General features: G+C 61.6%; 23 protein-coding genes. 2 read left to right on the top strand and 21 right to left on the bottom strand.

Annotated elements, in window-relative coordinates; translation table 11 throughout:
* Positions 1 to 41: 41 nt before the first annotated feature.
* From BLT65_RS37290 to BLT65_RS37275, 4 genes are all read right to left on the bottom strand, one after another.
* Entirely contained in the window at positions 42 to 830 is a 789-nt protein-coding gene (locus BLT65_RS37290; RefSeq protein ID WP_091787873.1) for an SDR family oxidoreductase, read from the bottom strand.
* A gap of 17 nt (positions 831 to 847) precedes the next feature.
* The gene (locus tag BLT65_RS37285; protein WP_091787870.1) at positions 848 to 2,050 is read right to left on the bottom strand and encodes an alpha-hydroxy acid oxidase; all 1,203 of its coding nucleotides are present in this window, start codon (positions 2,048 to 2,050) and stop codon (positions 848 to 850) included.
* 69 nt (positions 2,051 to 2,119) lie between these two features.
* Entirely contained in the window at positions 2,120 to 3,436 is a 1,317-nt protein-coding gene (locus tag BLT65_RS37280; RefSeq protein WP_091787867.1) for an MFS transporter, read from the bottom strand.
* Between the two features lie 68 nt (positions 3,437 to 3,504).
* Positions 3,505 to 4,644 (bottom strand): iron-containing alcohol dehydrogenase, encoded by a 1,140-nt coding sequence (locus BLT65_RS37275; RefSeq protein ID WP_091787864.1) that lies wholly within the window; start codon positions 4,642 to 4,644, stop codon positions 3,505 to 3,507.
* 180 nt (positions 4,645 to 4,824) lie between these two features.
* Here BLT65_RS37275 and BLT65_RS37270 point away from each other — a divergent pair, with 180 nt between their 5' ends.
* Complete coding sequence (locus tag BLT65_RS37270; protein WP_091787859.1) at positions 4,825 to 5,760, top strand: LysR family transcriptional regulator; 936 nt, start codon at positions 4,825 to 4,827, stop codon at positions 5,758 to 5,760.
* Between the two features lie 80 nt (positions 5,761 to 5,840).
* On the opposite strand, the gene BLT65_RS37265 is transcribed toward BLT65_RS37270, so the two are convergent.
* Complete coding sequence (locus BLT65_RS37265) at positions 5,841 to 6,269, bottom strand: SRPBCC family protein (RefSeq protein WP_042304686.1); 429 nt, start codon at positions 6,267 to 6,269, stop codon at positions 5,841 to 5,843.
* Positions 6,270 to 6,279: 10 nt separating this feature from the next.
* The gene (locus tag BLT65_RS37260) at positions 6,280 to 7,299 is read right to left on the bottom strand and encodes an aldo/keto reductase (RefSeq protein ID WP_091787856.1); all 1,020 of its coding nucleotides are present in this window, start codon (positions 7,297 to 7,299) and stop codon (positions 6,280 to 6,282) included.
* A gap of 100 nt (positions 7,300 to 7,399) precedes the next feature.
* On the opposite strand from BLT65_RS37260, the gene BLT65_RS37255 reads away from it, so the two are divergent.
* Positions 7,400 to 8,350 (top strand): LysR family transcriptional regulator, encoded by a 951-nt coding sequence (locus BLT65_RS37255; protein WP_091787853.1) that lies wholly within the window; start codon positions 7,400 to 7,402, stop codon positions 8,348 to 8,350.
* A gap of 657 nt (positions 8,351 to 9,007) precedes the next feature.
* Here the strand turns inward: BLT65_RS37255 and BLT65_RS37250 are convergent.
* The 15 genes from BLT65_RS37250 to BLT65_RS37180 all read right to left on the bottom strand — a co-directional run bounded on the left by BLT65_RS37250 (position 9,008) and on the right by BLT65_RS37180 (position 26,266).
* Positions 9,008 to 10,309: an MFS transporter gene (locus BLT65_RS37250; protein ID WP_091787850.1), complete on the bottom strand. Its 1,302-nt coding sequence runs from the start codon at positions 10,307 to 10,309 to the stop codon at positions 9,008 to 9,010.
* Between the two features lie 115 nt (positions 10,310 to 10,424).
* On the bottom strand, positions 10,425 to 11,363 hold the full coding sequence (locus tag BLT65_RS37245) for a substrate-binding domain-containing protein (protein ID WP_052426772.1): 939 nt from the start codon (positions 11,361 to 11,363) through the stop codon (positions 10,425 to 10,427).
* Positions 11,364 to 11,390: 27 nt separating this feature from the next.
* Positions 11,391 to 12,383 carry an ABC transporter permease gene (locus BLT65_RS37240; protein ID WP_208545861.1) on the bottom strand — a complete coding sequence of 331 codons (993 nt, stop codon included), beginning with the start codon at positions 12,381 to 12,383 and terminating at the stop codon, positions 11,391 to 11,393.
* 3 nt (positions 12,384 to 12,386) lie between these two features.
* Positions 12,387 to 13,874 carry a sugar ABC transporter ATP-binding protein gene (locus BLT65_RS37235; RefSeq protein WP_091787843.1) on the bottom strand — a complete coding sequence of 496 codons (1,488 nt, stop codon included), beginning with the start codon at positions 13,872 to 13,874 and terminating at the stop codon, positions 12,387 to 12,389.
* 70 nt (positions 13,875 to 13,944) lie between these two features.
* On the bottom strand, positions 13,945 to 14,967 hold the full coding sequence (locus tag BLT65_RS37230; RefSeq protein ID WP_208545860.1) for a zinc-dependent alcohol dehydrogenase: 1,023 nt from the start codon (positions 14,965 to 14,967) through the stop codon (positions 13,945 to 13,947).
* A gap of 128 nt (positions 14,968 to 15,095) precedes the next feature.
* Complete coding sequence (locus BLT65_RS37225) at positions 15,096 to 16,112, bottom strand: aldo/keto reductase (RefSeq protein WP_042304692.1); 1,017 nt, start codon at positions 16,110 to 16,112, stop codon at positions 15,096 to 15,098.
* A gap of 184 nt (positions 16,113 to 16,296) precedes the next feature.
* On the bottom strand, positions 16,297 to 17,148 hold the full coding sequence (locus tag BLT65_RS37220; RefSeq protein WP_042304693.1) for a shikimate dehydrogenase family protein: 852 nt from the start codon (positions 17,146 to 17,148) through the stop codon (positions 16,297 to 16,299).
* Positions 17,145 to 18,152 (bottom strand): Gfo/Idh/MocA family protein, encoded by a 1,008-nt coding sequence (locus tag BLT65_RS37215; RefSeq protein ID WP_091787837.1) that lies wholly within the window; start codon positions 18,150 to 18,152, stop codon positions 17,145 to 17,147. The genes BLT65_RS37220 and BLT65_RS37215 overlap by 4 nt, the downstream gene beginning before the upstream one ends.
* 24 nt (positions 18,153 to 18,176) lie before the next feature.
* On the bottom strand, positions 18,177 to 19,109 hold the full coding sequence (locus tag BLT65_RS37210) for an electron transfer flavoprotein subunit alpha/FixB family protein (protein WP_091787834.1): 933 nt from the start codon (positions 19,107 to 19,109) through the stop codon (positions 18,177 to 18,179).
* An 11-nt stretch (positions 19,110 to 19,120) separates the two neighbouring features.
* Positions 19,121 to 19,870, bottom strand: a complete 750-nt coding sequence (locus tag BLT65_RS37205; protein WP_091787831.1) for an electron transfer flavoprotein subunit beta/FixA family protein — start codon at positions 19,868 to 19,870, stop codon at positions 19,121 to 19,123.
* A 52-nt stretch (positions 19,871 to 19,922) separates the two neighbouring features.
* The gene (locus BLT65_RS37200) at positions 19,923 to 20,882 is read right to left on the bottom strand and encodes an ABC transporter permease (RefSeq protein WP_091787828.1); all 960 of its coding nucleotides are present in this window, start codon (positions 20,880 to 20,882) and stop codon (positions 19,923 to 19,925) included.
* A gap of 7 nt (positions 20,883 to 20,889) precedes the next feature.
* On the bottom strand, positions 20,890 to 22,389 hold the full coding sequence (locus BLT65_RS37195; RefSeq protein ID WP_091787825.1) for a sugar ABC transporter ATP-binding protein: 1,500 nt from the start codon (positions 22,387 to 22,389) through the stop codon (positions 20,890 to 20,892).
* Positions 22,390 to 22,406: 17 nt separating this feature from the next.
* Entirely contained in the window at positions 22,407 to 23,342 is a 936-nt protein-coding gene (locus BLT65_RS37190; protein ID WP_244186913.1) for an ABC transporter permease, read from the bottom strand.
* 80 nt (positions 23,343 to 23,422) lie between these two features.
* The gene (locus BLT65_RS37185) at positions 23,423 to 24,502 is read right to left on the bottom strand and encodes a sugar ABC transporter substrate-binding protein (protein ID WP_091787819.1); all 1,080 of its coding nucleotides are present in this window, start codon (positions 24,500 to 24,502) and stop codon (positions 23,423 to 23,425) included.
* 90 nt (positions 24,503 to 24,592) lie between these two features.
* Entirely contained in the window at positions 24,593 to 26,266 is a 1,674-nt protein-coding gene (locus BLT65_RS37180; RefSeq protein WP_091787816.1) for a GMC family oxidoreductase, read from the bottom strand.
* Position 26,267: the final 1 nt, after the last annotated feature.

Genomic DNA, 26,267 nt, shown 5'->3' with positions numbered 1-26,267 from the left:
GGTTGTCGGGCATGCGCGCTACGTCAGCCGCAGTCCGTGCGTCAGAAGGTGCCCGGATAGGCGCCGCCGTCCAGCAGCACATTCTGACCCGTCAGATATCCGGCCTGCGCGCTGCACAAGAAGGCGCAGAACGCCCCGAACTCCTCAGGCGTTCCGAAGCGCCCAGCCGGAACGATCTGGCGCTTCGCTTCCAGCGCCGTGTCGTAGCTCTGACCATGCGCATCGGCCGCTGCTCGCGTCGACTGACGCAAACGGTCGGTTTCGAACAGCCCCGGCAGCAGATTGTTGATGGTCACATTGGCCTGCGCAATACGCTTTTGCCGCGCCAGTCCCGCGATAAAACCCGTCAGCCCCGAACGCGCACCGTTCGATAGTCCCAGCACGTCGATCGGCGCCTTCACCGCGCCCGAAGTGATATTGACGATGCGGCCGAAGCCCCGCTCGGCCATCCCGTCCACGGTTGCCTTGATCAACTCGATCGGCGTCAGCATGTTCGCATCGACTGCGGCGATCCAGTCCTCTCGCGACCAGTTGCGAAAATCGCCCGGCGGCGGGCCGCCCGCGTTGTTCACGAGAATGTCGATGTGAGGCGCCGCCGCCAGTGCAGCGGCGCGCCCTTCGCTCGTCGTGATGTCACCGGGCACGGTCTTGACCGTGACCGCGGGATTGAGCATACGCAGCGCGTGTGCGGTCGCCTCGAGCGCGTCACTGCCGCGTGCCGTGATGACGACGTTTACACCCTCCGCGACCAGCGCTTGTGCGCAACCTTTTCCCAGACCCTTGCTTGCCGCGCACACCAGCGCCCACCGACTTTTGATGTTCAGATCCATCCCGCTTGCTCCTTGATTTAAACGATTGCCGTCTCAGCGCGATCCTGCGACTCGCCCAGGCTGCCGCGCGACAGCAGATCATGACGACGCTGAAAAAGATTGTGCCGGCCGATTTCGTCGATCGTTCGCACGCCCGACAAGGCCATGCTGACGTCGAGTTCGCTTTGCAGTATCTGCAGCATTCGCGTGACGCCGGCCTCGCCCATTGCGCCGAGTGCGTACATGAATGCACGTCCGACCATGGTGCCTTTCGCGCCCAGCGCGAGCGCCTTCATTACGTCCTGCCCGCTGCGAATGCCGCCATCCACCCATATTTCGATCTTGTCGCCGACAGCCTCGACGATCGCCGGCAACGCTTCGATGGTGGGCGGCGCGCCATCCAGTTGCCGCCCGCCGTGATTGCTCACGACGATGGCATCGGCGCCGATCGATGCGGCCATGCGCGCGTCCTCGACGCTCAGGATGCCCTTCAGCACGAGCTTGCGATCCCAGCCGCGCCGGATGGCGACGAGATCGTCCCAGCCGAGCGTCGGGTCGAATTGTTGCGCCACCCACTTGCTGATCGCGATGACGTCGTCGCCGCCCTTGACGTAGCCCGCCAGATTGCCGAAGGTTTTGGCGCCGCGCAGCGCACGCATCATCCAGCCTGGCTTCGACGCGAAATCGAGCAGGTTGGAAGCCGTGAGACGCGGCGGAACAGTCATGCCGTTCTTCAGGTCCTTGTGCCGCTGGCCGTTGATCTGCAGATCCAGCGTGACGACGAGCGCCGAACAGCCAGCCAGCTTCGCGCGCTCGATCAGCGACGCATTGAAGCCGCGGTCGCGCATCACGTAGAGTTGAAACCAGAACGGTGCGGCGGTATGACGCGCGACATCTTCGATCGAGCAGATGCTGACCGTCGACAAGGTGAACGGCACGCCGAAGCGCTTTGCGGCAAGCGCGCCGAGCATCTCGCCGTTCGCCCACTGCATGCCGGCGAGGCCGGTTGGCGCGATGGCAACGGGCATGGTCACTGGCTGACCGATCATCGTGCTGGCCGTGCTCCGGCCTTCGACATTCACGGCCACTCGCTGCTGCAGCTTCAGGTCGTCGAACGCGCGGCTGTTCTCGCGGTACGTCGATTCCGAATAGGAGCCGCTATCGACATAATCGTAAAACGCCTTCGGCACGCGCTTCTTCGCCATCAGACGCAAATCCTCAACACACGTAATGACTGACATTCGATCCCTGCACCTTGACTGTCTATCGGTTTGAAACTGCCGTGATCTGGCTGCAGCGCTCGCTGCCGTTCAGTCGGCCGGCTGCACGGTTGCGAGCGCGGCACCCTCTTCGTGCTCTTGCGTGACGCTCACGGGCCTGCGCACCATGACCATGTAAGCAACGGCGGAAAGCAGCGCGACGGCGGCGCTCACGATCAGCGCGTTCACGAACGAATGCGTGCGGTCCACCACAAGGCCGGTGACGATCGGCGCAGCCGATCCCGCCAGGAAGCCGCCGAAGTTCTGGATGCCGCCGAGCGACGCCACGGCGTGACGGGGCGCGGCGACACTCACGAGCGACCATGCGCCGCCGGATGCCATGTTGAGGAAGAACATCGCCACCGAGATGTACACGATGGCCATCCAGGCGGAAGGCGTCAATGCAGCCGGGACGGTGGCCGCCGCCGCGCCGACGAGCCCCACGCAGATCGGCCACTTGCGGCTCGTGATCGGCGCCATGCCTCTGCTGTAGAGCCAGTCGGCGATATAGCCGCTTCCCACCATGCCGAGCGTGCCGACCAGGTACGGAATCACCACGACCCAGCCCGCGCGCGCGATGCTCATGCCGCGTTCGTGCTCCAGATACGCGGGCAGCCAGGTCAGATACAGCCACACCATGTAGATGACGCCCATGAAGCCGAACAGCATGCCCCACGTCGTGCGTTGCGCGAAAAGATTGCGCCACTGCGCGCCGTTCAGCGGTGCTGCGTTGGGTTCTTCCTGCGCACCTTCGGCGAGATGGGCCTGCTCGTCGGCTGTCAGCTCCACTTCGCTGCGGTTGCGATACACCGCGTACCAGCCGAGCGCAACCAGGATACCGAACACACCCGTGACGATGAACATCTCGCGCCAGCTGAGGGTCAACATGAGCGCAGTGAGGATCGGCGGCGCAATCGCGGGGCCGATCGTCGAAGAGGCCACGAAAATCCCCGTTGGCGCGCCGCGATCACGCAGCGCGAACCATTCGCCGATCACCTTCGCGCCGGCAGGAAACTGCGGCGCTTCGCCGATGCCAAGGCACACCCGTGCGAGGAAAAACTGCTGGATGCCATGTACGAAGCCAGTGCACAGCTGCGCGACCGACCAGAGCAGCATGCCTGCGCCGAGCATCAGCCGTGCGCCCAGACGATCCAGCAGGACGCCGACCGGCAACTGCGCGAATGCATAGGACATCGAAAACGCGGAAAGCAACAGACCCATTTGCGACGCGCTAAGCCCCATTTCGCCGCTAATGGTGCTGTTGGCTACCGATAGCGCGCTACGGTCGAGATAGTTGACGCAGCCCGCCAGCGTCAAAAAGAAAATGGAAATGCGCTGGATACGACGCAGCTTTTTGCTCGCCTGCATGTTGAGTGTCTCCGGTTGATTTGTTGGAGTGCCGTCTGCGCGGCACTGAGTCAGTCAGATGCGATGCATCAGAGCGATGCTTCCAGCATGGCGCGGTAATCGCCATCGGACGCTTCGCGGGGATTGGTCTTGTGGCTGTGGTCCTTGAGTGCGCCCCTGATGATGTCGGGGAACATCGCGGGCGTGACGCCCAGTTGCGCGAGGCCGGTCGGCAAGCCGAGCCGCTGCGTCATGGTCCGCACTGACGGCGCCACCTCCGCACCGTTGCCAAGCCCCATAGCGGTTGCCATGCGCTTGAGCTTGTCCTCGTCGCGCACGGATGGCGCGTGCTGATTGAATTCGAGCACCGCGGGCAGAAAGATCGCGTTGAGCGTGCCGTGATGCAGGCGCGGATTGATGCCGCCAAGCGAATGACTCAAGCTATGCACGCAGCCCAGGCCTTTCTGGAATGCGAGCGCGCCTTGCATCGATGCGCTCATCATGTTCAGTCGCGCCACACGGTCACCCGGTTCACGCGTCGCGCGCTCGATGTGACGCCATGCGCGCCACAGTCCGTCCAGCGCGATGCCGTCGGCGGGTGGATTGAACGCGCTCGCGAGGAAGGTCTCGATGCAATGTGCGATCGCGTCCATGCCGGTCGCCGCCGTCAACGCGGGCGGCAAGCCCAGCGTCAGATCCGGATCGCAGATCGCCGCGCGCGGTACCACGAACGGCGAGATCACGCCGACCTTGCGGCCGTCGTCGAGAATCAGAATGGCGCCACGCCCCACTTCGCTGCCGGTGCCCGCTGTCGTGGGCACGGCAATCACGGGCGCGGTTTTCGCGGTGATGTTCGTCGCGCCGCCTTCGATCACGGCGAATCGTTGCAGCGGCCCTTCGTGAGTCGCGCAAACGGCAACACCCTTGGCCAGATCGATCGCCGAACCGCCGCCCACGGCGACGATGCCGTCGCAGTCGCCCGCGCGATAGGCCGCCACCGCGTCGCGCACCGCAGCCTCGTTGGGGTTCGGCGGCGTGCCGTCATAGATCGGGACGGGCGCCGTGCCAGCGAGCGCGTCTAGCACGGTATCGATGATGCCTGCTGCCCGGATACCTCTGTCCGTGACGATCAACGGCCGCCTGATACCTACTCGCTCGCATTCGCTGCCAAGCAAACGGATCGCACCGTAGTCGAACTGAATCTGCGTGATGTAGTTGATGAGAGACATGGGAATGAGCGTAAGTTATAGTGGCTGTGGCGCCTCGGCGCCGGACTCCAACGGCCCATAACCGGGCCGTCGCGTTGATGCTGGCGCTTTTTAGACGCCGTGTGTGGGCCAGTATAAGGAGGCGCCCATTTCTCAGTAATTGAGAAGATTTGATACAGATATAACTTTCCCTCAACCTTCATGACACCGCCGCTCAACTCCATCATTTCCCGCCTGCATCTGAAGCAACTGCGACTCCTGATCGCCCTCGGGGATCACGGGTCGTTGCTGAAGGCGGCGCAGCAGGTCGCGCTCACGCAGCCGGGCGCCAGCAAGGCCTTGCAGGAAATCGAAACGACATTCGGGACACCGCTGTTCAATCGCACGAACCGGGGACTCGAGCCCAACGAAGCGGGACGCTGCGTGATTCGCTACGCACGCCTGATCCACACCGATCTGTCGCACATGCGTGAAGAGATCGTCGGGATCATGCGCGGCCAGGGCGGCCGTGTGGCGGTCGGTGTGATCATGGGCGCCGTGCCGCTGCTCACCGATGCGATTACTTCGCTGATCGCGCGTAACCCCGAAATCTCAGTCGAAATCGTCGAAGACACGAGCGCAACATTGCTCAGCCAGATCGACGAAGGCCGGCTGGATCTGGCGATCTGCCGGACGACGATCAGTCAGACGCCGCAGCACTACGAAACCACGCGGCTGCAGGAGGAAACGCTCGCAGTCGTGGCCAATGTGCAGCATCCGCTGCGGCGCGCGAAGAAGGTCAGGCTTCAGGACGTCGCGGAATACCGCTGGGTGGTGTATCGCGCGAACATGCCTATGCGGCTATTGCTGGAGCGCGAGTTTCGCGAAGCCGATCTTCGCTTCCCCATGCATCTGCTCGAAACGACGTCTGCATTCGCCACGCTCGCGCTGCTGCAGAGCAATCCGTCGTTCGTCGCGCTGGTGTCGATCGACGTCGCGCAGTTTTTCGCCAGTCACGAGATGACGTGCATCCTTCCGCTGCATCTTGCTTCGCGTAGCGAGCCTTATGAACTCGTCACCCGAAAAGGCGCGCAGCTCTCGCCCGGCGCGCGACAACTGATCGAGGAGCTGAACGCCAAACATGGCGGCGAAGCGTAATGCCGTCGGGTGCCCTGCGTCCCGCGTGATAACGGGCCCGGATGCCTGATAGTGCGTCATCGGGCCCGAATCCACGCAAGTTACGCGATGCCTTTGTCGGCGAACGATGCCGCCAGCGCGCGCAGACCGTCGCGATAGATACCTTCGAAAAGCCTCGATGCTTCGTCGTCGCTCACACCGGTCGGCGTGAACTCACCGCTCCAGTCGACCAGCGATGCACCCGCCTCTTCGCTCTCACGCACCTGCAGCGTCGAGCGATAGCCCGTGACGGGAAACGGCGCTTCGAGAATCGAATAGGTATAGCTGCGCGCGCGGTTGTCGAAGGCTTCCAGACGCTCGACGATCACATCCCCGGCCGGCGTGGCAAGACGCCGCACACGTCCGCCTTCGCTCAATTCGCTCGACGGAATGTAGGGCAGCCAGTCCGGCAGCGAGTCGAAGCCGCCGATCAGTTGCCACACCTTGTCGGGCGAAACGGGAATGCGGATCGACGCATTGGCTTGGGCCATGTCAGTCTCCTTAAGCCTTGACGGGCAGCGGTGCATTGGCGGCGACCAGACCTTGCTCGCGCAACTCGCGCCAGAAGTCTGCGGGAATCGCTTCCTTGACGGCAGCGTGGTCTTCCGCGATGCGCTCCGGCTTGCTCGCGCCGGGGATCACTGCGGCGACAACCGGATTGGCCAGCACGAACTGCAGCGCGGCGGCCTTGACGCTCACGTTGTGACGCGCGGCGATCGCCTTGATACGTTCGACCTTCGCGAGAATCTCAGGCGACGCCTTCTGGTATTCGAAGTGTGCGCCGCCCGCGAGCACGCCCGAGCTATACGGACCGCCGACGACAATCTCCACGTTTTTCGCGGCAGCGGCCGGCAGCAGCCGCTGCAATGCACGCTCGTGATCGAGCAGCGAATAGCGGCCTGCGAGCAGGAAGCCATCCGGTTTCACTTCCGAGAGATCGAGCAGCAGTTCGCACGGCTCGACGCGGTTGACACCCAGCCCCCACGCCTTGATCACGCCTTCGTCGCGCAGACGGTTCAGCACACGGAACGCGCCCTTGCGTGCCGATTCGAACATGGCGAGCCACTCGTCGCCGTAGAAGTCCTGCGCGACGTCGTGTACCCAGACGATGTCCAGACGATCCGTCTTCAGGCGCGTCAGGCTGTCTTCGATCGAGCGCAGCGTCGCGTCGGCCGAACAGTCGTTGACGATCTTGTTCGGACGGCCAAAGGCGAACACATCCCCCTTCTCGCCGAGATCGCGCGCGCTGACATCCTCGATTTCGTCGAGAATCACGCGGCCTACTTTCGTGCTCAGCACGTAGTCGTCGCGCCTGCGGTCGGAAAGCGCATCGCCAAGCCGGATTTCCGAAAGGCCGGCGCCGTACAGCGGGGCCGTGTCGAAATAACGCACGCCTTGATCCCACGCTGCCTTCACGGTTGCCAGCGCTTCTTCCTCGGGGATGTTGCGAAACATGTTGCCCAGCGGCGCAGCGCCAAAACCCAGCTGCGTGCCGGCCGGCAGTTTGTCCTTGATGCTCATGACTTGCTCCTTTGATTGAGTCGGTAGCGCAAAGTCTAGGGTGACAAGTTAAGTCTGTCTAAGACATAATTTGACAAACTTGAGTCCGATGAGGTCTTATATGCTAGATATCCGTCAACTGCATTATTTCGTCGCGGTCGCCGAAGAGGAGCACGTCGGGCGCGCCGCCGAGAAGCTGCATATCTCGCAGTCGCCGTTGAGCCGCCAGATCGCCCAGCTCGAGGAAAATCTCGGTCTTACACTATTCGAACGTTCGCAGCAGCGGATCCGGCTGACTACCGATGGGCGCACCTTTCTCGCGGAAACGCAGGCGTTCCTCACGCACGCAAAACGGCTGGAATCGTTGGCGCGGCGTCTTGGGCGCGGCGACGAAGGGGGGCTGTGCATCGGCTATCTGGAGAACGCGATGCACTCCGGCGTGTTGCCTCGCGCGCTGCGGCAACTGCGCGCGCAGAAGCCCGACGTACACATCGCCCTTTACAGCTACCGGTCGGCCGATCAGCTAACCGGCTTGCGTCAGCGCAGCCTCGATATCGCGCTCGTTTGCGAGCCGCTATCGTCCGACGACCCGGACCTCGAATCAGCGCTAGTGCTCGACGATCCCATGCTGCTCGCGATTCCCGAGGACCATCCGCTGGCGAACGCGTCGCGCTTCACACCGGACGATCTGGCGGCGCAGAAGTGGATTGCTGTGATGTACGAAGAAGGCGCGCTGCGCCACGATAATTTCATTGCAGCATGCGCGAAAGCCGGGTTCACACCCGATATCGCGATGGAAGCCACCGAGCCGCTGGCTGCACTCGGTCTCGTCGCGGCGGGCCTCGGCGTCACGATGATCCAGCAAAGCCTGCGGCGCCATGCGCCCGCTGGCGTGGTGCTGCATGAACTGTCGTGGCTCAGTTATCGGACGGCGCTATGGGCGGCGTGGCATCGGGTCAACCTGAGACCACTGGTAGAGCATTTCCGCAAGACGCTGCTGCATTCAAGCGCGGTGCCGCCAATGTCTTCAATACATAAGCGGCATAGCGACGACTTGCGCAGTGACGCGTGACCCGCGAAGGCATTTTGCTCGCCCGACCGAACGTCCGCTGCGTGATGGGGAATGGCCGTTCGAATGACCGTGTAACGTCGATGGCGAACGGCGGCAACTGGCCGGCAAGCACCCGCTCACCGGCCAACGGCTATCAGACTTCGGTTTGCTCGGCCATCTCGAGCGCGTCATCTACCTCGGGTCAACCTCCCCTTGTTCCATGGCACACGACGAGTGCCGGAAGAAGTAGCGTTTCCATGACAATCTCCTCTTCAAAGAAGAGAGATCGATTGCGCACTTTGCGGAGTAGTCGATCTTCGACCCACATCAGCCGTTCGCTCTGCTGTAGAGCCAAAGGCCGCTTCCGAGGGCACAACGGACATTCGCAAACCAGCTACAGCCGACCTACGAACCTTCAATGCATTTACGCGCAGATTGTGCAGCCGTTCTATTCCTGCCCACGCTCAGTGCTCATCTGAGGAGAAGAGAACCACGCCTTCGGTGGAGAGGTTGGCGATGTCAGCGCAGCCATCCAATCCCCCGCTACTCGACATTCGCGCGACGTGTCGAATGGCACGCCGCCCCAGATTTCTTTCTTCTCGGTAGCGTTAGGCTGGCACATGAAGACGCCAATCCATTCGATGTTTGAACGGCTCCGGCATTAACCTCAGACTGCAATCAAGTCACCGAATCGGCTGGCATGGACCCAAGGTCCGTTCGCGGATTCGAAGACCGAATCAGGCGCATGATAGTCCATGCGATCACGTATGCCGACCCACATATAGCAAACAATATGTTGTAGCCCGCATTGACGTTTCCGAGAGCCTTGAAGTGATCAAGGAGCGCACCGACGAACAAGGGAAAGACAGTTCCACCAATTGCGCCAGCCATGCCTCCCATTCCGACAATCGATCCCACGAGCCTCTTCGGGAACATGTCCGACGCGGTCGTGAACAGATTCGCAGACCAGCCCTGGTGTGCTGCGGCGGCAAGGCTGAGAAGTCCAACCATTGCCCACATGTTGTCGATCCAGGGCGAAAACGCTATGGGTACCACGAGGAACGCCAATCCAAGCATGGTGATCTGACGTGCGCGAGTGACATCCCATCCGCGAGCGATCAGGCGCGACGATAGCCACCCGCCCGATATACTGCCAATCGAGGTCGCTACATAAACGACCACCAGCGGCAACCCTAGATTCTTAAGATCAAGATGGTATCGGGAAGAAAAATACGAAGGGAGCCAGAACAGCATGAACCACCATATCGGGTCTGTCAGCAGCTTGCCCATGACAAACGCCCACGTGGGCCGGATCTTCAACAGCGAAATCCAGTTCACAGATGGTCCCTTGTCGTCATCCCCGGCTCGATTCTCGTTGATGTATTTCAACTCTTCCACTGAGATCGCCTTGTGCTTTTGTGGCGCGTAGTACATCAAATACCAGAAGCCTAGCCAGACGAACCCTGTCAACCCCGTGACGAGAAATGCGGCTTGCCACCCGTAGGACGCAGCGAGCCAAGGCACCAGCGCTGGCGCGGCCACCGCACCGATGCTGGTGCCGGAAGTCAGGATGCCAACCGCCAGTGCCTGTTCTCTTCTCGGAAACCATTCGGAAACCGCCTTGACAGCTGCCGGAAAATTTCCCGACTCCGCCAGGCCAAGCAACGCACGCATGAAGGAAAAGCCAAGCGTGTTGCGCACGAGGGAATGTCCGCAGGCGGCAATGCTCCAGACAAGCACGCATATCCCGTACCCTAGCTTCACGCCGTACTTGTCGACCAGTTTTCCGGAGAGGATCAAGCCGATCGCATAGCAGGCAGTAAACACCACCACCATGTAGCTATATTCGGTTTCGGTCCAGTTGAAACGCATCGCGAGTTCGGGCTTCAACAGGCCGAGGACTTGCCGGTCAAGGTAATTGATCGTCGTTGCGAAAAAAAGCAAGGCGCAAATACGCCACCGAAATCTTGTTCGATCCATCCGCTACCCCTTTAACGTTCGTAGATCCCGATGTTCGCGGGATCTGAAATGCGAGTTGCCGAACGCCAGAAGAGATCTGCGCGTTTCAGCGACTGAAGTAATTTCGTCGGCCGTGTTAGAAGGCCGGCTTCACCGAGTCAATGTTTTCCTTCGTGACCCGCACAGTTGGCAACACAACCTTGGGCGGCACCTTCTCCCCTTTCAGGATCTTTATCGCGACTGCCATGCTTTCAGTTCCAGCGGGCGGATACAGCCACGTGGCAGCTTCGTCACCGGCCCGGATCGCTTCAAACTCTTCCTTCTGCCCGTCGAGGCCCAACACCTTGATCTCGCTCGACCGGCCGCTCTCCTTGATCGCCTGGATCGCGCCGAGCGCCATCTCGCCGTTCGCGGCGAATACAAGGTCGACCGTGCCGGCCGGATGCGCCTGCAGGATGTTCTGCATCACAGCGTAGGCTTTCGGCCGGCGGTAATCGGCCGGTTGTTTCGCGATTACCTTGATGTCCGCGGATTTCCCGGTCACCGACGTAACGCCGCCTATCCGGTTCACGGATGTCTCGTCACCTGGAATGCCTTCGAGCAATACGATGTTGCCTTTGGGCTTGCCGTATTTTTTTGTCAGCGTTTCGACGATGTACTGACCGGCATCCACACCCAGTGCGCGGTTATCTCCCGATACCATTGTGATTGCGCCCGCGTTCTCGATCGGCTTGCCGACGAACATGTACTGCACGCCTCGCTCCTTTAGCGACGCCAGCTCCTGACGCAAACCCTCTGCTTTCCCGGCCTGCACCAGAAGAAGCTTGATCCCCTTCGACTCCATGTCTTCGATGCCTGCGATCTGGCCCGCGACATTGCCCTGCCCGTCGGTGGCGAGCACACGTACGCCGGCCGCGGCGGCAGCGTCGTTGATCTGCTTGCGCTGGGTCGCGAGCCACGGATGATCGAGACTCTCCTGCGAAAGGCCAATCGTGTCGGCAGCGAGCGCGCTCGCGACACATCCGAATGCAAGAGTCGTGGCTGCCGCTATCTGCATCAGCTTCGTGTTGAACATCGTTGTCTCCTGGGATTTACGACCGGTCTATCGGCCCTTTGAACGACTGAGTTGCGCGTGGATCAACACCGCGCCGACAATAATTGCGCCCTTGACGATCAACTGCGTATAGGCAGGGATGTTGAGCAGATTGAGAAGGTTGTTCAGCACGCCGATCAGCAAGACACCAACGATCGTGCCTCCGATGCCACCCGCGCCACCCGACAGACTCGTACCACCGACCACTACAGCGGCAATCGCATCGAGTTCAAGCCCCTTTCCGAGGTTCGCTTCACCGATGTTCAGTTGCGTCGACATCACGAGACCGCCGAGCCCCGCGAACAACCCGGAAAGGCAGTAGGCAATCAAGCGAATCCTGTCGACAGGTACGCCCGACAGCCGCGCGGCTTCCGCATTGCCGCCCACGGCATACACGTGCCTTCCGTAGCGCGTCATTCTCAGAATTACCGCCGATGCCACCGCCATCACGATGAAAAGCAGCGCCTGAACGGGCACGCCTGCGAGGCGTCCACGTCCAATCCATGCAAGCGACGCCGGAACACCAATGACCGGCTGACCATCGGAATAAGCGAGTCCGACGCCGACAAGCGCCGTCATCATGCCAAGCGTGACGATGAACGGCTGGATACGGCCTTTGGTCGTGACAACGCCGTTGGCCCACCCGCAAATCAGCGCGATTGCGAGGCCGCCCGCGAGCGATGCCACCGGCCCATATGGCTTGAGACCCGCAATGGCGAGCGTCGTGAGCGCGAGAATCGATCCGACGGAAAGATCGATGCCCGCCGTCAATATCACGAACGTCATGCCCAGCGATGTCAGTCCCACCACCGACACCTGGCGTACGACATTCAACAGGTTTTCGGCCGTGAGAAAGTAAGGCGATGACACTGCCGCCGTCACGCACAGGAGCATGAAGATGGCGAGAATGCCAAAGCGCTGGATGAGCTCAATGCGCCGATACGCGCCGCCTGAAAATCTTCCGCTCGAAGCGGTGCCCGACATAGGTTCTGCGAATGCCATGATTTACCTCGCTATCATTTGAAGGACCGACTCTTCTGTTGCGCCATGAGCGGAAGCTTCCCCCGTCACTACGCCATCACGCAGCGCGACGATGCGGTCCGCCATGCCCAGGAGTTCAGGCATTTCCGAGGAGATCAACAGAACCGCCTTGCCAGAGCGGGCAATCTCGTCAATCAACCTGTAGAACTCGACCTTCGCGCCGACATCAACGCCCCGCGTCGGTTCGTCGAGAATCAGAAGTGTGTAGTCGTGGGCAATCCATTTGCCGAACACGACCTTCTGCTGATTGCCACCCGACAAAGTTCCGACGGGCACTTCCGCGCTCGATGCCGACACCGCGAGTTGCCGGCACACGGACGCCACTCGTAACTGTTCGCGGCGTCGGCTAACGAAGCCGAAGCGACAAATGCTCTTGAGTGTGGGAAGCATCGCGTTCTCGCGGATGCTGAGGCCGAGCACCAGCCCTTGAGCCTTGCGATCCTCCGGCACCAATGCGACGCCTGATTCGATCGCCTCGGCGGGCGTCTTCGGGCGATGTGCGCGCCCTCGCAGCGATATCTCGCCCGACGCGATGTCGTCGAGTCCGAAGATCGCACGAGCCACTTCCGTACGTCCCGCACCCACGAGTCCCGCGAGACCAACGATCTCACCGGCACGTATGCTAAAAGTGACGTCCTTTACGCGTTCCGCGAGTCGCAGCGCCTTTACATCGAGCACGATCTGCGCAGCAGGTTCGTCGCCGTTGTCGCGCCGATCAGGAAAGCGTGTATCGACTTCGCGGCCCACCATGAGCCGTATCAGAGACGCGCGATCGAGGTCCGCCACCTTGTGCGTGCAGACCGAGCGACCGTCTTTCATGATCGTGCAGGTGTCGCAAAGGTCGAAAATCTCATCCATCCGGTGCGACACATAGAGAATCGTCACTCCATCGCGCGACAGGGTTCGCACGACGTTATAGAGCAGGGTCATCTCACGATCGGAAAGCGTCGCGGACGGTTCATCCATGATCAGCACGCGCGCTGAGACGGCGAGCGCCTTCGCGATCTCGACGAGCTGCTGTTCAGCTACCGACAGTGTGCCGACACGCCTTCGCACGTCGATCGGTGCACCGATGCGCGCGAGCAGCGCCTTCGCTTCGCTGCGCATGGATGCGGCATCGAGCAAGCCGCGACTGATCCGTTCACGGCCCAGAAAAATATTCTCGGCAACGCTCAAGCCGGGGATCAGGTTGAACTCCTGATAAATCGTCGATACGCCCACCGTCGCTGCTTCGCTCGGCGATGCCGGTGAGTAGGATTTGCCGTCGAGTAACAGTTCGCCCTCATCGGGTGCAGTGGCGCCGCTCAGAATCTTGATTAGCGTTGATTTGCCCGCACCGTTTTCTCCAACCAGCGCATGCACGGATCCACGGCTGCATGAAAACTCGATGCGATCCAGCGCTCGTACACCGGGGTAGGACTTGCTGATTCCCTTCACTTCAAGAGCTTTCATGGACTGCCTCTGCTGAGCGAAACGACACCGCGTTGACACGACTTCGAACCGCTGCGGCGGCCCGGGCAATTCATGCGACCTGCAACTGGATCTTCAATACGTTCCTGTCTTCGGCAAGGCGCTTGAACGCCGCCTGAACGTCATCGAGTCGATAGATCGTGGTAAGAAACGGCGCAACGTTCACGCGCCTGTAGCCGAGCAGGGTCGCGGCTTCGTGCATGTCGTCGCCCATGCCGGCGACACTGCCTTGCACGCCCTGCTCGCGCAGCACGAAGTCGAGCGCGGAAATCCTGAACGTATGACCCGGCTTGGCGAGTCCGAACGCAATCACGCGGCCGCCAGGACGGATCAGCGTGAATGCCTTTTCGTATAGTTCGGTGGAACCGACGCTTTCAATCGCGACATCGACGCCGCGTCCATTGGTTGCGCCGCGCACCGTGGCCTCGAGCTGGGCGGGGTCGGTCACGACCATATCCGCGCCCAGTTCTTTTGCGAGTCGCGCCCGCTGCTCATTCGGCTCGACGACAATGACAGGCGCCGCGCCCGCACGGACGGCGAGCTGCATATGCATCTGGCCGATCGGTCCCGCGCCGATGACCAGCACACTCTCGGCAAGCCGCAGATGGCCCTTGCGAAACGCGCGCACGATGCACGAAAGCGGCTCGACCATCGCGCCTTCTTCAACGGGCATCGCCGCGGGCAACGGGACGACCGCATAGGCCGGCACGCGCACGTACTCGGCCATGCCGCCATTCACATGGATGCCGAGCTGAACCATCTGCGTGCAGTTGAGAATCTCGTTCTTGCGGCAATAGAAGCAGCTGCGGCAACCGAGATTGATGTCGGCGGTGACCGCCTGACCGACCTTTAGCCCTTTAACGGCTGAGCCAACTTCGGCGATCGTCCCGGAGAACTCGTGTCCCGGGATCAACGGCAGACGGTCGCTTGAGTAGTTGCCGTGATAGATGTGCAAATCGGTTCCGCAAATCCCGCAGCGCTCGACCTTGATGAGCACATCGGACGCGCCGCAATCGGGAACAGGCACGTCGCGCAGCTCGAACTGCATCGGAGCAACAAGTACAGCAGCTTTCATGACTTCTCCCTGACATTGAAACGCGGGCACGACCTGTCCCATCCGCCACGCAATCGCGCGGTGGAGGAGGCGGGCGCGGAACCCGTGAGACGTTCTTTGCTACCCGATTGCGGGTTGGCGACGAAACGCTATTGAGGAGTGGGCGCGTCCTGCCGGATCAGCTCACGACGCTTCAGTTCGGCCCAGAAAGCGGACGGGATCTGTGCCCGGAACGTTTGCAGGTTGTCTTCCAGTTGGGCGACCGTGCGCACGCCGGGAATGTTGGTGGGTATTGCCGGGTGGGCGAGGACGAACTGCAGCGCCGCCGCTTTCAAAGGCACCGAGTATTCCCGACACACTTCCTCGATCTTGCGTACCCGTTCGAGAACCGTATCGGGCGCGGCCGAATAGTTGTATTTCGCGCCGGGAACCGCGCCCGTCGCGAGGATGCCGCTGTTGTAGCCGCCACCCAGGATGACCGACACCTGCCGCTCCTCACACAGAGGCAGGAAGCCATCGAGCGCGTCCTGCTCGAGCAGCGTGTAACGTCCGGCGAGCAGCAGACAGTCGAAGTCGTTGCATTTGATGGCCTCATGCGCAACCTGCCATTCGTTCACGCCCACGCCTACCGCCTTCACGACGCCTTCGTCGCGCAACTTCAGCAGCGCCTTCGCCGCGCCCGACATGGCCGCCTCGAACATTTCCGGCTGCCTGTCTCCATGCGTATAGCTGTCGATGTCGTGGATCAGTGCGATGTCGATGTGCTCCAACGCCAGTCGCTGCAGGCTGTCCTCGATCGACCGCATGACACCGTCGTAGCTGTAGTCGAACTTCATTTCGAACGGCAGGCCGTCGACCCACGGCGTAAAGTCGATTTCCGCGCGCTTGCGGGGCTTGAGAAGCCGTCCCACCTTCGTCGACAGCACATATTGGTCGCGCGGATACCAGCGCAACCCCTGCCCGCAGCGAGCTTCGCTCAAACCATGGCCGTACATGGGAGCGGTGTCGAAATACCGCACGCCGGCGTCCCAGGCGGCCTTGATCAGGGCCGCGGAATCCTCCTCCGTGATCGGCCGGAAGATGTTGCCGATCGGCGCGGCGCCGAAGCCCATTAGCGTTGTTTCGAGTCCCGAGCGCGGCCATTTGCGCTTTTCTGCTGGATTCATCGTTATCTCCTGTCGACCAGAGTCGGCGCTTTCGCGCGTGGTCTGGTCCGATGCAACTCGTTGCGAAGGAAAATCGGCTATCTCCGGACTTATTTCATAACCCACCGGATAGTTACTTACGACTCATACTATGCCCCGATCCTGGAGCAATCAAAGGGGGTTTTCCCGAAGCCTTTTCGCCGCCTTACGGAGATTCGATCTCTGCCTTGCAGGCGGCTGTTGAACGTTCTTGCGATTGCGCAAGCAGACCTAGAAACGCGACCATCTCTTCGACCGAGCTTTCGAGCAGATGCCGCCCCGGATGGGTGGCTAAACCTCGGGCTTCCGCTTCTTCCAGCAGGCGCGTTTGGGCCGGCTTCATGATCAGGTCGGCGATGACGGCATGCGGACCAGCATCGGCGAGGTCGATCGGAAGTGGATCGCCAGCGCGCATGCCACATGGCGTCGCGTTGACGACGAAATCGTGACCGGCCCGAGCGCGCGCCGCACTCTCTCCGACGACCACGCCGCTCCCACGCCCCTGTAATGCCTGCGTGAGCCGCTGCAACGACGTTGCATTGCTGTCGAAGAGATCGAGCGATGCGATACCCGCGTCGATCAGCGCATGCGCGACTGCCACACCCGCGCCGCCTGTACCGACAATCAGCGCCGATTTGCCGCGAACCACATGCGCACGACCAAGCAGGCCTTTGACGAAGCCGGCACCGTCGAACATCGCGCCCGTCCAGGAACCGTCGGCTTCGCGCCGTAGACAGTTGACCGCGCCAGTTTGCTGCGCCGCTTCCGACAATCGCGCCGCGTAAGCGGTCGCCTGGAGCTTGTGCGGCACCGTCACGACCACACCGGCCAGGTTGACGATGCCATGCAGCCCATCGAGCACAAGGCCAAGGTCCGCAGCGGGCACGTGAAACGGTACGAGGGCCGCATTCACGCCGTGCCGTTCGAAGAAAGCATTGAAGAGTTGCGGCGACTTTGCCTGCGCGATGGGGTCGCCCAGAATGGCAACGATCCGTGTTTCTCCATCGATGTGCGTCACGGGCGGCGTCCTGTCTGTGCGGTAATGCGTTCGATCAGACGCTGCACGCGCAGCGCATCGTCGCCGGTTACCAAAGGGCTGCGGTCCTCGCGAATCGCGCGTAGAAAATCCTTCAGCAAATCGCGATGGGCCGTATGGGAAAAGTCCATCGGCTTTGCGCCAAATCCCGACGACGAAGGATCATGAAATTCATCGACACGACCATCGTGGAAAAACGCGCGCAGATGTCCCCCTTCGAGAACCGCTGTCCCATTGGTGCCGATCAGCTCAATTCGCTCAGGAAAACCTGGATACGCCGCCGTCGTCGCAAGCACGTGACCGGCGGCGCCGCTTTCGAACGTGAGTGTGGCGCTCGCGAAGTCTTCTGCTTCCATCGAATGCAAAGCTGTTGTTGCCGTTGCACCGACTACCGTTGATACGTCTCCCGCCAGCCACATCAGAATGTCGAGCGAATGAATGGCCTGCGTCAGCAGCACGCCGCCCCCATCGCGGGCATACGTCCCGCGACCGGGCTCATCGTAGTAGGACTGGGGCCGCCACCAGCGCAGATCGACCCCGGCATAGGCGATGGCGCCCAGTGCGCCGCTCTTCGCGAGCGTTGCAAGCCGCTCAACAGCGGGACGAAAGCGATTCTGGAAGACCACAACGAGTTGAACACCGGCCTTGCGACAGACCTCGACCGCGCGTTCTGCGCGAGGCATCGATATGTCGAGCGGCTTTTCAAGCAGTACATGCTTGCGCGCGGCAGCGGCCTGCTCGACGAGTTCGAGATGCGTGTGCGGCGGCGTCAGCACCAGAACGGCATCGACACGTGCATCATCCAATACGGCGTTGAACGAGCTGGCAATCGGGAAGCCATACGTGTTGGCGAAGCGCTCCAGCCGTTCGGCCGACCGGCCGACTACGCCCACCACCTCCACTTCGTCGTTCAGCTCGTTTAGTGCAAGCGCGTGAGGTGTTGCGGCCAGACCGGCGCCAACGATCGCAATTCGACTTTTACGCATCGGTACGTCCTCTACGAAGCTACTTCAGATAAGCGCCGTCAACTCTGGCACGGCTTCGAACAGATCCTGAGCCAGACCATAGTCGGCGACGCTGAAGATCGGCGCTTCTGGATCCTTGTTGATGGCGACGATGACCTTGCTGTCTTTCATGCCGGCCAGATGCTGGATCGCGCCGGAAATGCCGACGGCCACGTACAACTGCGGCGCGACGATCTTGCCCGTCTGGCCGACCTGATAGTCATTCGGAACGAAGCCCGCATCTACGGCGGCACGCGACGCGCCCAACGCCGCACCGAGTTTGTCCGCCAGGGGTTCGAGCACCTTCGTGTAGTTCTCGCCGTTCCCCAGTCCACGGCCACCCGACACGATGACCGAAGCCGATGTCAGTTCCGGCCGGTCCAGCTTCGTCAATTCGCGGTTTACGAACGCGGACATCCCCGCGTCTGCCGCGGCTTGGATTTTCTCGATCGACGCGCTGCCGCCTTCGGCCGCCACGGGGTCGAAGCCCGTCGTACGCACGGTGATGACCTTGACGGGATCGCCCGATTGCACTGTCGCGATCGCGTTGCCAGCGTAGATGGGGCGCTCGAATGTATCGGCGCTACCCACAGCCGTGATGTCGCTGACCTGCGCGACGTCGAGATGCGCGGCAATGCGCGGCGCGATGTTCTTGCCGTAAGCGGTAGCGGGCGCCAGGATATGCGAATAGTCCCTCGCGATATTCAGCACCGTGCCTTCGATGTTCTCAGCCAGTCCGTCGGCGAGTTGCGGCGCGTCGGCGAGCAGCACCTTGGAAACGCCCGCGATCTTCGCGGCGGCGTCGGCTGCGCCCTGCGCATTGCAACCCGCAACCAGCACGTGAATATCACCGCCGATCTTCGACGCAGCGGCAACCGTGTTCAGCGTTGCGGCCTTGATCGATGCGTTGTCGTGTTCTGCAATTACCAGAATCGTCATTTCAACCGTCCTTAGCGTACTTTGGCTTCGTTCCTGAGCTTCTCGACCAGCGTCTTCACGTCCGGCACCATCACGCCGGCTGAGCGCTTCGGCGGCTCGGCGACTTTCACCGTCTTCAGGCGCGGTGCGACATCGACGCCGAGATCGGCAGGTTTCAGCGTCTCCAATGGCTTTTTCTTCGCCTTCATGATGTTCGGCAGCGTAACGTAGCGCGGCTCATTCAGACGCAGATCAGTGGTGACGACTGCAGGCAGCTTGAGCGAGAGCGTTTCCGCGCCGCCATCGACTTCACGCGACACCGTAGCTTTGCCGTCCGCAACCACGACCTTCGATGCAAACGTCGCCTGCGGCAAGCCAGCCAACGCGGCCAGCATTTGACCCGTCTGATTCGAATCGTCGTCGATGGCCTGCTTGCCGAGAATCACCAGTTGCGGCTGTTCCTTGTCGACAAGCGCCTTGAGAATCTTCGCGACCGCGAGTGGCTGCAATTCTTCCGTCGACTCAACGAGAATCCCGCGATCCGCTCCAATGGCTAGCGCCGTGCGCAGCGTCTCCTGACACTGCGTCGCGCCGCACGACACCGCAACGACTTCCGTCGCCACGCCCGCTTCCTTCAGGCGAACCGCTTCTTCAACGGCGATCTCGTCGAACGGATTCATCGACATCTTCACGTTCGCGATATCGACGCCGCTTCCATCCGACTTCACGCGAACCTTGACGTTGTAATCGACCACTCTTTTGACCGTGACCAGAATTTTCATGTGCAACCTCTTCCTTCAACAAAAGCCGGCGCGCAACGGGCCGGGTCGAATCTCACTTGATGACCAGCACCTTCGAACGATCGAACGCCACCGTCACCGCGACGATCAGGATCAGTCCGAACACGATCTGCTGCGCGAACACGCTAATGCCAACGAATGTCATGCCCACGCGCGCGACCGACACGAGGAGCGCACCCACCAGGGTCCTGCCGATGCCGCCCGCGCCACCCGTCAGCGCCGTCCCGCCGACGATCACTGCGGCGATGGCGGGAAGCAGGAACTGATCTGCCAGCGTTGGCGAACCGCTGCCCAGCCGGCCTGCCATGACGACACCCGCAAGCCCGGCAAAGAAAGACGACGTGCCGAACACCAGGCATTTGGTCACCCAGACGCGCACACCCGAAGCGATCGCCGCAGGCTCGCCGGCACCGATCGCGTCAGCGTGGCGGCCGAATACCGTCGATCGATGCAGAAACAGACAGAACGCAAACACTGCGACGCCAAGCAGGATTTCATGCGGCACACCGAACGAAGTGCCCGTGGTCCAGCCGAGCGAAGCGTTGCGCATCTCGTCGCTGATAGCGATGGAGCGCGTGCCGGAGAGCGTCAACGCAGCCGCCGACGCAATCCCGCCCACCGCAAGCGTCGCGATGAAGGACGGAATGCGCAGCATGGTCTGGATCAAGCCGCTAAGCAGGCCAATGCCAAACGACGCAGCGAGTGCGACGACGGCAGCCATCGCTCCGTAACGTGGCAGCAGCATCGCCACGATCACGCTCGCAAGTGACGCCACGGATTGCAGCGACAGGTCGATGCTACCGAGCAACACGACAAAGGTCGTGCCGGCCGCCATGATGAACAGCGTCGAACTGTCGGCGAGCAAGCCGAGTTGCGTCGAAGGTGCCAGAAAGCTCGGCTGCGCGATTTCAATCAACACGTACAGCACGATGAGTGCGAGAAAGGGCGCGTTGTCGCGCAGCTTCGCCGCGAGTGATGGGTTCAGTTGTGGCATGTTGACCTCAGACCATGTGTTCGACGATTTCGACCTGCGAGGGCTTGTGCCCAACCTCGCATGGCAGCACCTTTTCGGCGCGGCCGTCTCGCATGACCATCACGCGGTGGCTAAGCCCGAGAATTTCTTCGAGCGTATCGCCCGTTAGCACGACGGCGACACCCTCCGCTGTCAGTTCGCGGATGAGTTGATAGACCTCTTCTTTTGCACCGACATCGAGGCCGCGCGTCGGATGATCGAGCACGAGAATCCGGCTGCCTGCAAAACGCCATTTCGCGAGCACCACCTTCTGCTGGTTGCCGCCCGACAGGTTGCGGCAGGATGCATCAGGCCCTGGCGTCTTGATGTGTAGCCGCTGAATCCATTCGTTGGCAAGCGCGCGTTCGCTCGCCTTGCGCACCACGCCACCACGACTAACGGCGCCAAGACGCGGCAACGTGAGGTTTTGCGCAACGCTCATCTGGGTGACGAGCCCCTCGACCTTTCGCTCACGCGGAACGTATCCGATGCCAAGCGCGACGGCATGATTGGCCTGCGGCTTCAGACGGGTCTTACCGACCATCACCTCCCCCGCGTCGAGCTTTTCCAGCCCCGCAATGATCCGGCACAGTTCCTCGCGCCCGGACCCGACCACGCCCGCGACACCGAACACTTCGCCGCAGTGGACATCGAAGGAAACGTCGTTGAGCACGTGCCGCAGCGACGCATGGCGCACCGACAGTGCGACCTCCGCGCGGCAAGGCTTTTGCAGGTTCTCGCGGTAGTACTCGCTATGCAGGGACCGGCCGACCATCAGTTCGTGGAGCTTCGTCACCGACGCATTGCCCGACGACATCTCCGACACCACCTTCCCATCCTTCATCACATACACGCGGTCGCTGAGCGACAGCAGTTCATCGAGCCGGTGCGATACGAACACGAACGACGCACGCGATTTGAGTTCACGCACTAGCCCGAACAGGATTTCGATCTCCCCGGCTTCGAGCACAGAAGTTGGCTCATCGAGCAGGATGATCGGCGTGCCGCCCGTGCGGCTAGCAAGCGACAAAGCTCGCGCGAGTTCCACCATCTGTCGCTGGCCAAATGACAGGTCCTCGCACAGCGTCAGCGGATCAACGTCCAGACGCACCGTGGCGAGTTCCTTCTTCGCGGCGCGCTTGAGCTTTGCCCAGTTCATCCGGCCGAAGGTGACGAAGTCTTCTTCGCGACCGAGGAACAGGTTCTCGGCAACGGTCAGATTCGGCAGGATCGATTGCTCCTGATAGACCATCGCGATACCCTTGGACGTCGCGTCGCGCGGGTTGCGGATCACGAGCGGCTTGCCGCCAAGCTCGATCTCGCCCGAGTCCTGACGGTATGCACCCGTCAGGAGTTTCATCAGCGTGGACTTGCCCGCGCCGTTTTCGCCAATCAGACCGACGATTTCATTCGGCCTGACTTCAATCGATACGTCGTCCAGGGCGAGCACACCCGGAAAGCGCTTGGTGACGTTCTTCAGTGAAAGCATGTCTGTTCTCCTCACGCTCATTTGACGATGCGCCGGCGCGAGCGATTGAGCGCGAGGGTCACGGCCGCTATGATCAATACACCCTGGATGCCCTGTTGCACGTAGGGCGGCACACCGAGCAGCACCATGCCGTTGCCGAGCACAATCACGATCAGCGTGCCGATCAATGTGTTCATCGGGCTGCCGTTGCCGCCTGCGAGCGAAGTACCGCCCACTACGATTGCGGTAATCGCAACGAACAACTGACCATCGGCAATGCGTGCGTGTCCCTGCCCGTATTGCGCAACAGCGAGGATGCCCGCCACGCCATAGAAAGCGCCTGCCAGCGCGAACACCGCGATGCGCACGCGCGATACCCGCACCCCACTTAGCCGCGCGAGATCCTCCCCGCCACCGATTGCGAGCGTGTGTCGGCCGAGCAGTGTGTGTTTGTAGACAAACCACGCAATCCCGAGCATCGATATCGCGATCCAGACCGACAGAGGCAGACCCAGATAGCGCGTAATCGAGATGGCGCGCAGCGAAGGGTCGCTCACACGGATCGTGTTCCCCGACAGCCACGCCGTACCGATCCCCGTTGCAACGAAGCCGATCGCCAGTGTCGTGATGAACGACGGAATGCGCAGAAACACGTGCAGCACGCCGTTGGCAAGACCCAGCGCGGTACCTGCGGCAATCGCCACGGCCAGCACCCACAGCCCGAAGTGGTTGTCGTTGTACGAGTTCTCGACCAGCATCGATACCGCAATCGCTGCGACCGCGACGATGCCTTCGGCCGACAGGTCGATGCTGCCGAGCTGAATGACGAACGCGGCACCGAGTGCGATGGTGAGAGGAATCGCGGCACCTATCGCAATCCGTGACAGGTTCATCGGATCGAAGAAGTCGCGGTTCAGCGCGCCGATGCAAAGACCGAGCGCCACCAGCACCAGCAGCGGTGCAAATCGTCGCACGAGTGCCTGCTTCGATACGATCGGGGTCCCGGTTGTTTTTGTGGGCACGGCCTGCCGGGTGGGCGCCAAGGTCAGCTTGTTCATCGATACACCACTGGACCCGCGACGCGGGCATAGAGATTGTTCCATTCGCCGCCAGGCGCAGCCGCGCGTTTCAGCACGTCCTGGACGTTAGCCTTGGTCACGAACGTTGCCTTGCAATAGGACTCGCGCCGGTCTTTAGGCAGCGCTGCCACGTCGATCTTTTTCTCCTTCGCCTGAAGACCCATTGCGAGACCGATGCCACCCAGCCAGTACGGATCCCAGTCGACGGAAGCGACCAGCTCACCGGCCTTGATCGCGCTCAGACCGGGTGGCGTGCCGTCCATGCCCGTCACGGGCATCTGGCCTGCGAGACCTTCGGCGCGCAGTGCCTCGATCGCGCCAAGCGCCATGTCGTCGTTCGCGGCCCACACGCCTTTGATCTTCGAGTTGAATCGCGTCATCCACGCCTGCATGATCGGAAACGCCTTTTGCGAGTTCCAGTCCGCGACCTGGAAATCGAGCAGCTGGATGCCAGGAAACTTCTTCAGCGCCGCGTCGAGCCCGGCCTTACGCTCGATCGCCGGCACGTTGCTGAAAATGCCGCCAAGCGCGACGACGCCTCCCTTGCCGCCCATCTGCTTGAACAGTTGCGTGGCGGTTTCTTCACCGTACGCGACGCCGTCATAGGAAAGATGGGCTACATAGTTCGGGTTCACGTCCCACGGATGCAGATCCTTCGGCTTGTTCCAGATAGTCGTGACGAACGCGCCCGCTTTCGAGCAGGCCTCGACGATCACGCGCGCATCGGCGGAATCATTCGGATCGACGTTGAGCACGAGATTGCCGCCCGTTCGTTGCAGCAGTGCGCGAATATCCGCGATGCCCTTCTCGGAGCTCCCTTCAGTGGTGAGCGGCACATACGGCAAGCCGACGCTTGCCGCGAAGCTTTGCGCGCCCTTGTTGAAGGCCGCGTGATACGGGTTCGTTAGCGACCGGAACGAGCAGGCCAGGGTGGTCTGGCCCGCACCGAGCGATAAACCCGAAACACTGCTGCCTACCATGGCAAAGGCCGCCCCTGCACCGAGCTTGATGAAGTCACGGCGTGAAAGAGCCGAGTGTTGATCGTGTTTGGACATGATGTCTCCTTCCAATAAATATATAGATAGTTACTCATTGTTATGGAGTTCGATACCAGAACTCTCCCTCTCAGGCCGTGCGGCCCAACCCTACGCCAGCGTCGCGGCGGCAACGGGCACTGCCCGGCCGGAATAGCTGGCCAACTGGCCTGCCGCCGGCGCCTGCGCCGCTACGCGCCCGCGAATCAGGTCCGACGCTTTCTCTGCGATCATCAGTGTCGGCGCATTGGTGTTCGAACTGACGATGCGTGGCATGACGGATGAATCTGCGACGCGCAGACCTTCGATGCCGTGTACCCGCAACTGCGGATCGACCACGGACATGTCGTCCACACCCATCTTGCAGGTACCAACCGGGTGATACCCGGTGCGCCCGTATTGCTGCGCGTACTCTTCGTATTGCGCCTGCGTGCGCACAGTTCCGCCAGGGAAGTGCTCGCTTTTGATGAACTTGCGCAATGCGTTCTGCGTCATGATTTCGCGACTTTGACGAATGCCTTCCACGGCGACCTTCAGGTCATAGGGATCGCGGATATAAGCGGGATCGATGACGGGCGCATCGGCGGGATCCGCGCTGTGCAGCGTTACGCTGCCACGGCTTCTCGGGCGCAGGAAATATGAATTGAGCGTGCAACCCGAACCTGACGGAACAGGCGGCACGCCGGCCTCGACGCCAGCCCCGGGCAGGAAGTGGAACTGCAGATCGGGCGTCGGCACGCTGCTGTCGGAATACCAGAACGCCCCGCCCTCCGCGATGTTCGACGTGACCGGACCCTTGTTGAAGATTTTGTATTCGAGGCCGGCGAGCAGCATCATGTGCTTCTTCGCGTACTTATCGAGGCTATAGTGGCCGTTGAGCTCGTACACGATATCAATGTCGAAATGATCCTGCAGGTTCTCACCGACGCCATTGAGCGAATGCAACGGCTTGACGCCCGCGCGCTCCAAGGCCGCGGGTCGGCCAATGCCGGAGAGCATCAGTAACTTGGGAGAACCGATCGCACCCGCCGTCACGATCACTTCGCGCTCGGCCCGCGCAACGACAACGTTCGTCCGCGAGTGCTGGTCGGCGAATTCGACACCCACCGCGCGCCCCTTCTCGATCACGATGCGCGACACTAGGCAATTCGTCTTCACCGTCAGGTTGCTGCGAGCGCGCGCGTCCCGCAGATAGCCCACTGCGGCACTGCAACGCCGCCCATTGCGCTGCGTGACCTGATACACGCCGACGCCTTCCTGTTGCGCGCCGTTGAAGTCGCTGTTGTACGGCAGGCCGGCTTCCTGACCGGCGCGGACGAAGGCCTTGGTGAGTTCATTGACGCTGATGAGGTCGGACACGCCGAGCGGGCCACCAACGCCGTGATACTCATTGCACAGGCGCTCGTTGTCTTCCATCCGACGCAGATAGGGCAGCACGCCGTCGCGAAAGCCCCAGCCCGTGCAACCGTCGCGCTCCCAGGCGTCGTAATCGGACGGCTGGCCGCGCGTATAAACCATCGCATTGATCGAACTGCCGCCGCCGAGCACACGGCCCTGCGCGAACGGAATCTGGCGGCGTTGTGTCTCGGCTGCCGCCGCGGTGCGATAGCCCCATGTCAACGGGCCACCCGTCATCTTGAAGAAGCCGACGGGCATATGGATGTAGGGATTCGTATCAGCGGGGCCGGCCTCGAGCAACAGTACCCGGTTGCTTGCGTCTTCACTCAGACGTGCTGCCAACGCGCAGCCTGCCGGGCCACCACCCACGATCACATAGTCATACATT

The sequence above is a fragment of the Paraburkholderia steynii genome (genome assembly GCF_900100565.1).
Classification (GTDB): domain Bacteria; phylum Pseudomonadota; class Gammaproteobacteria; order Burkholderiales; family Burkholderiaceae; genus Paraburkholderia; species Paraburkholderia terrae.
The sequence above is the reverse complement of the archived record's forward strand: the minus strand, read 5'-3'. Positions and strand labels throughout refer to the sequence as shown.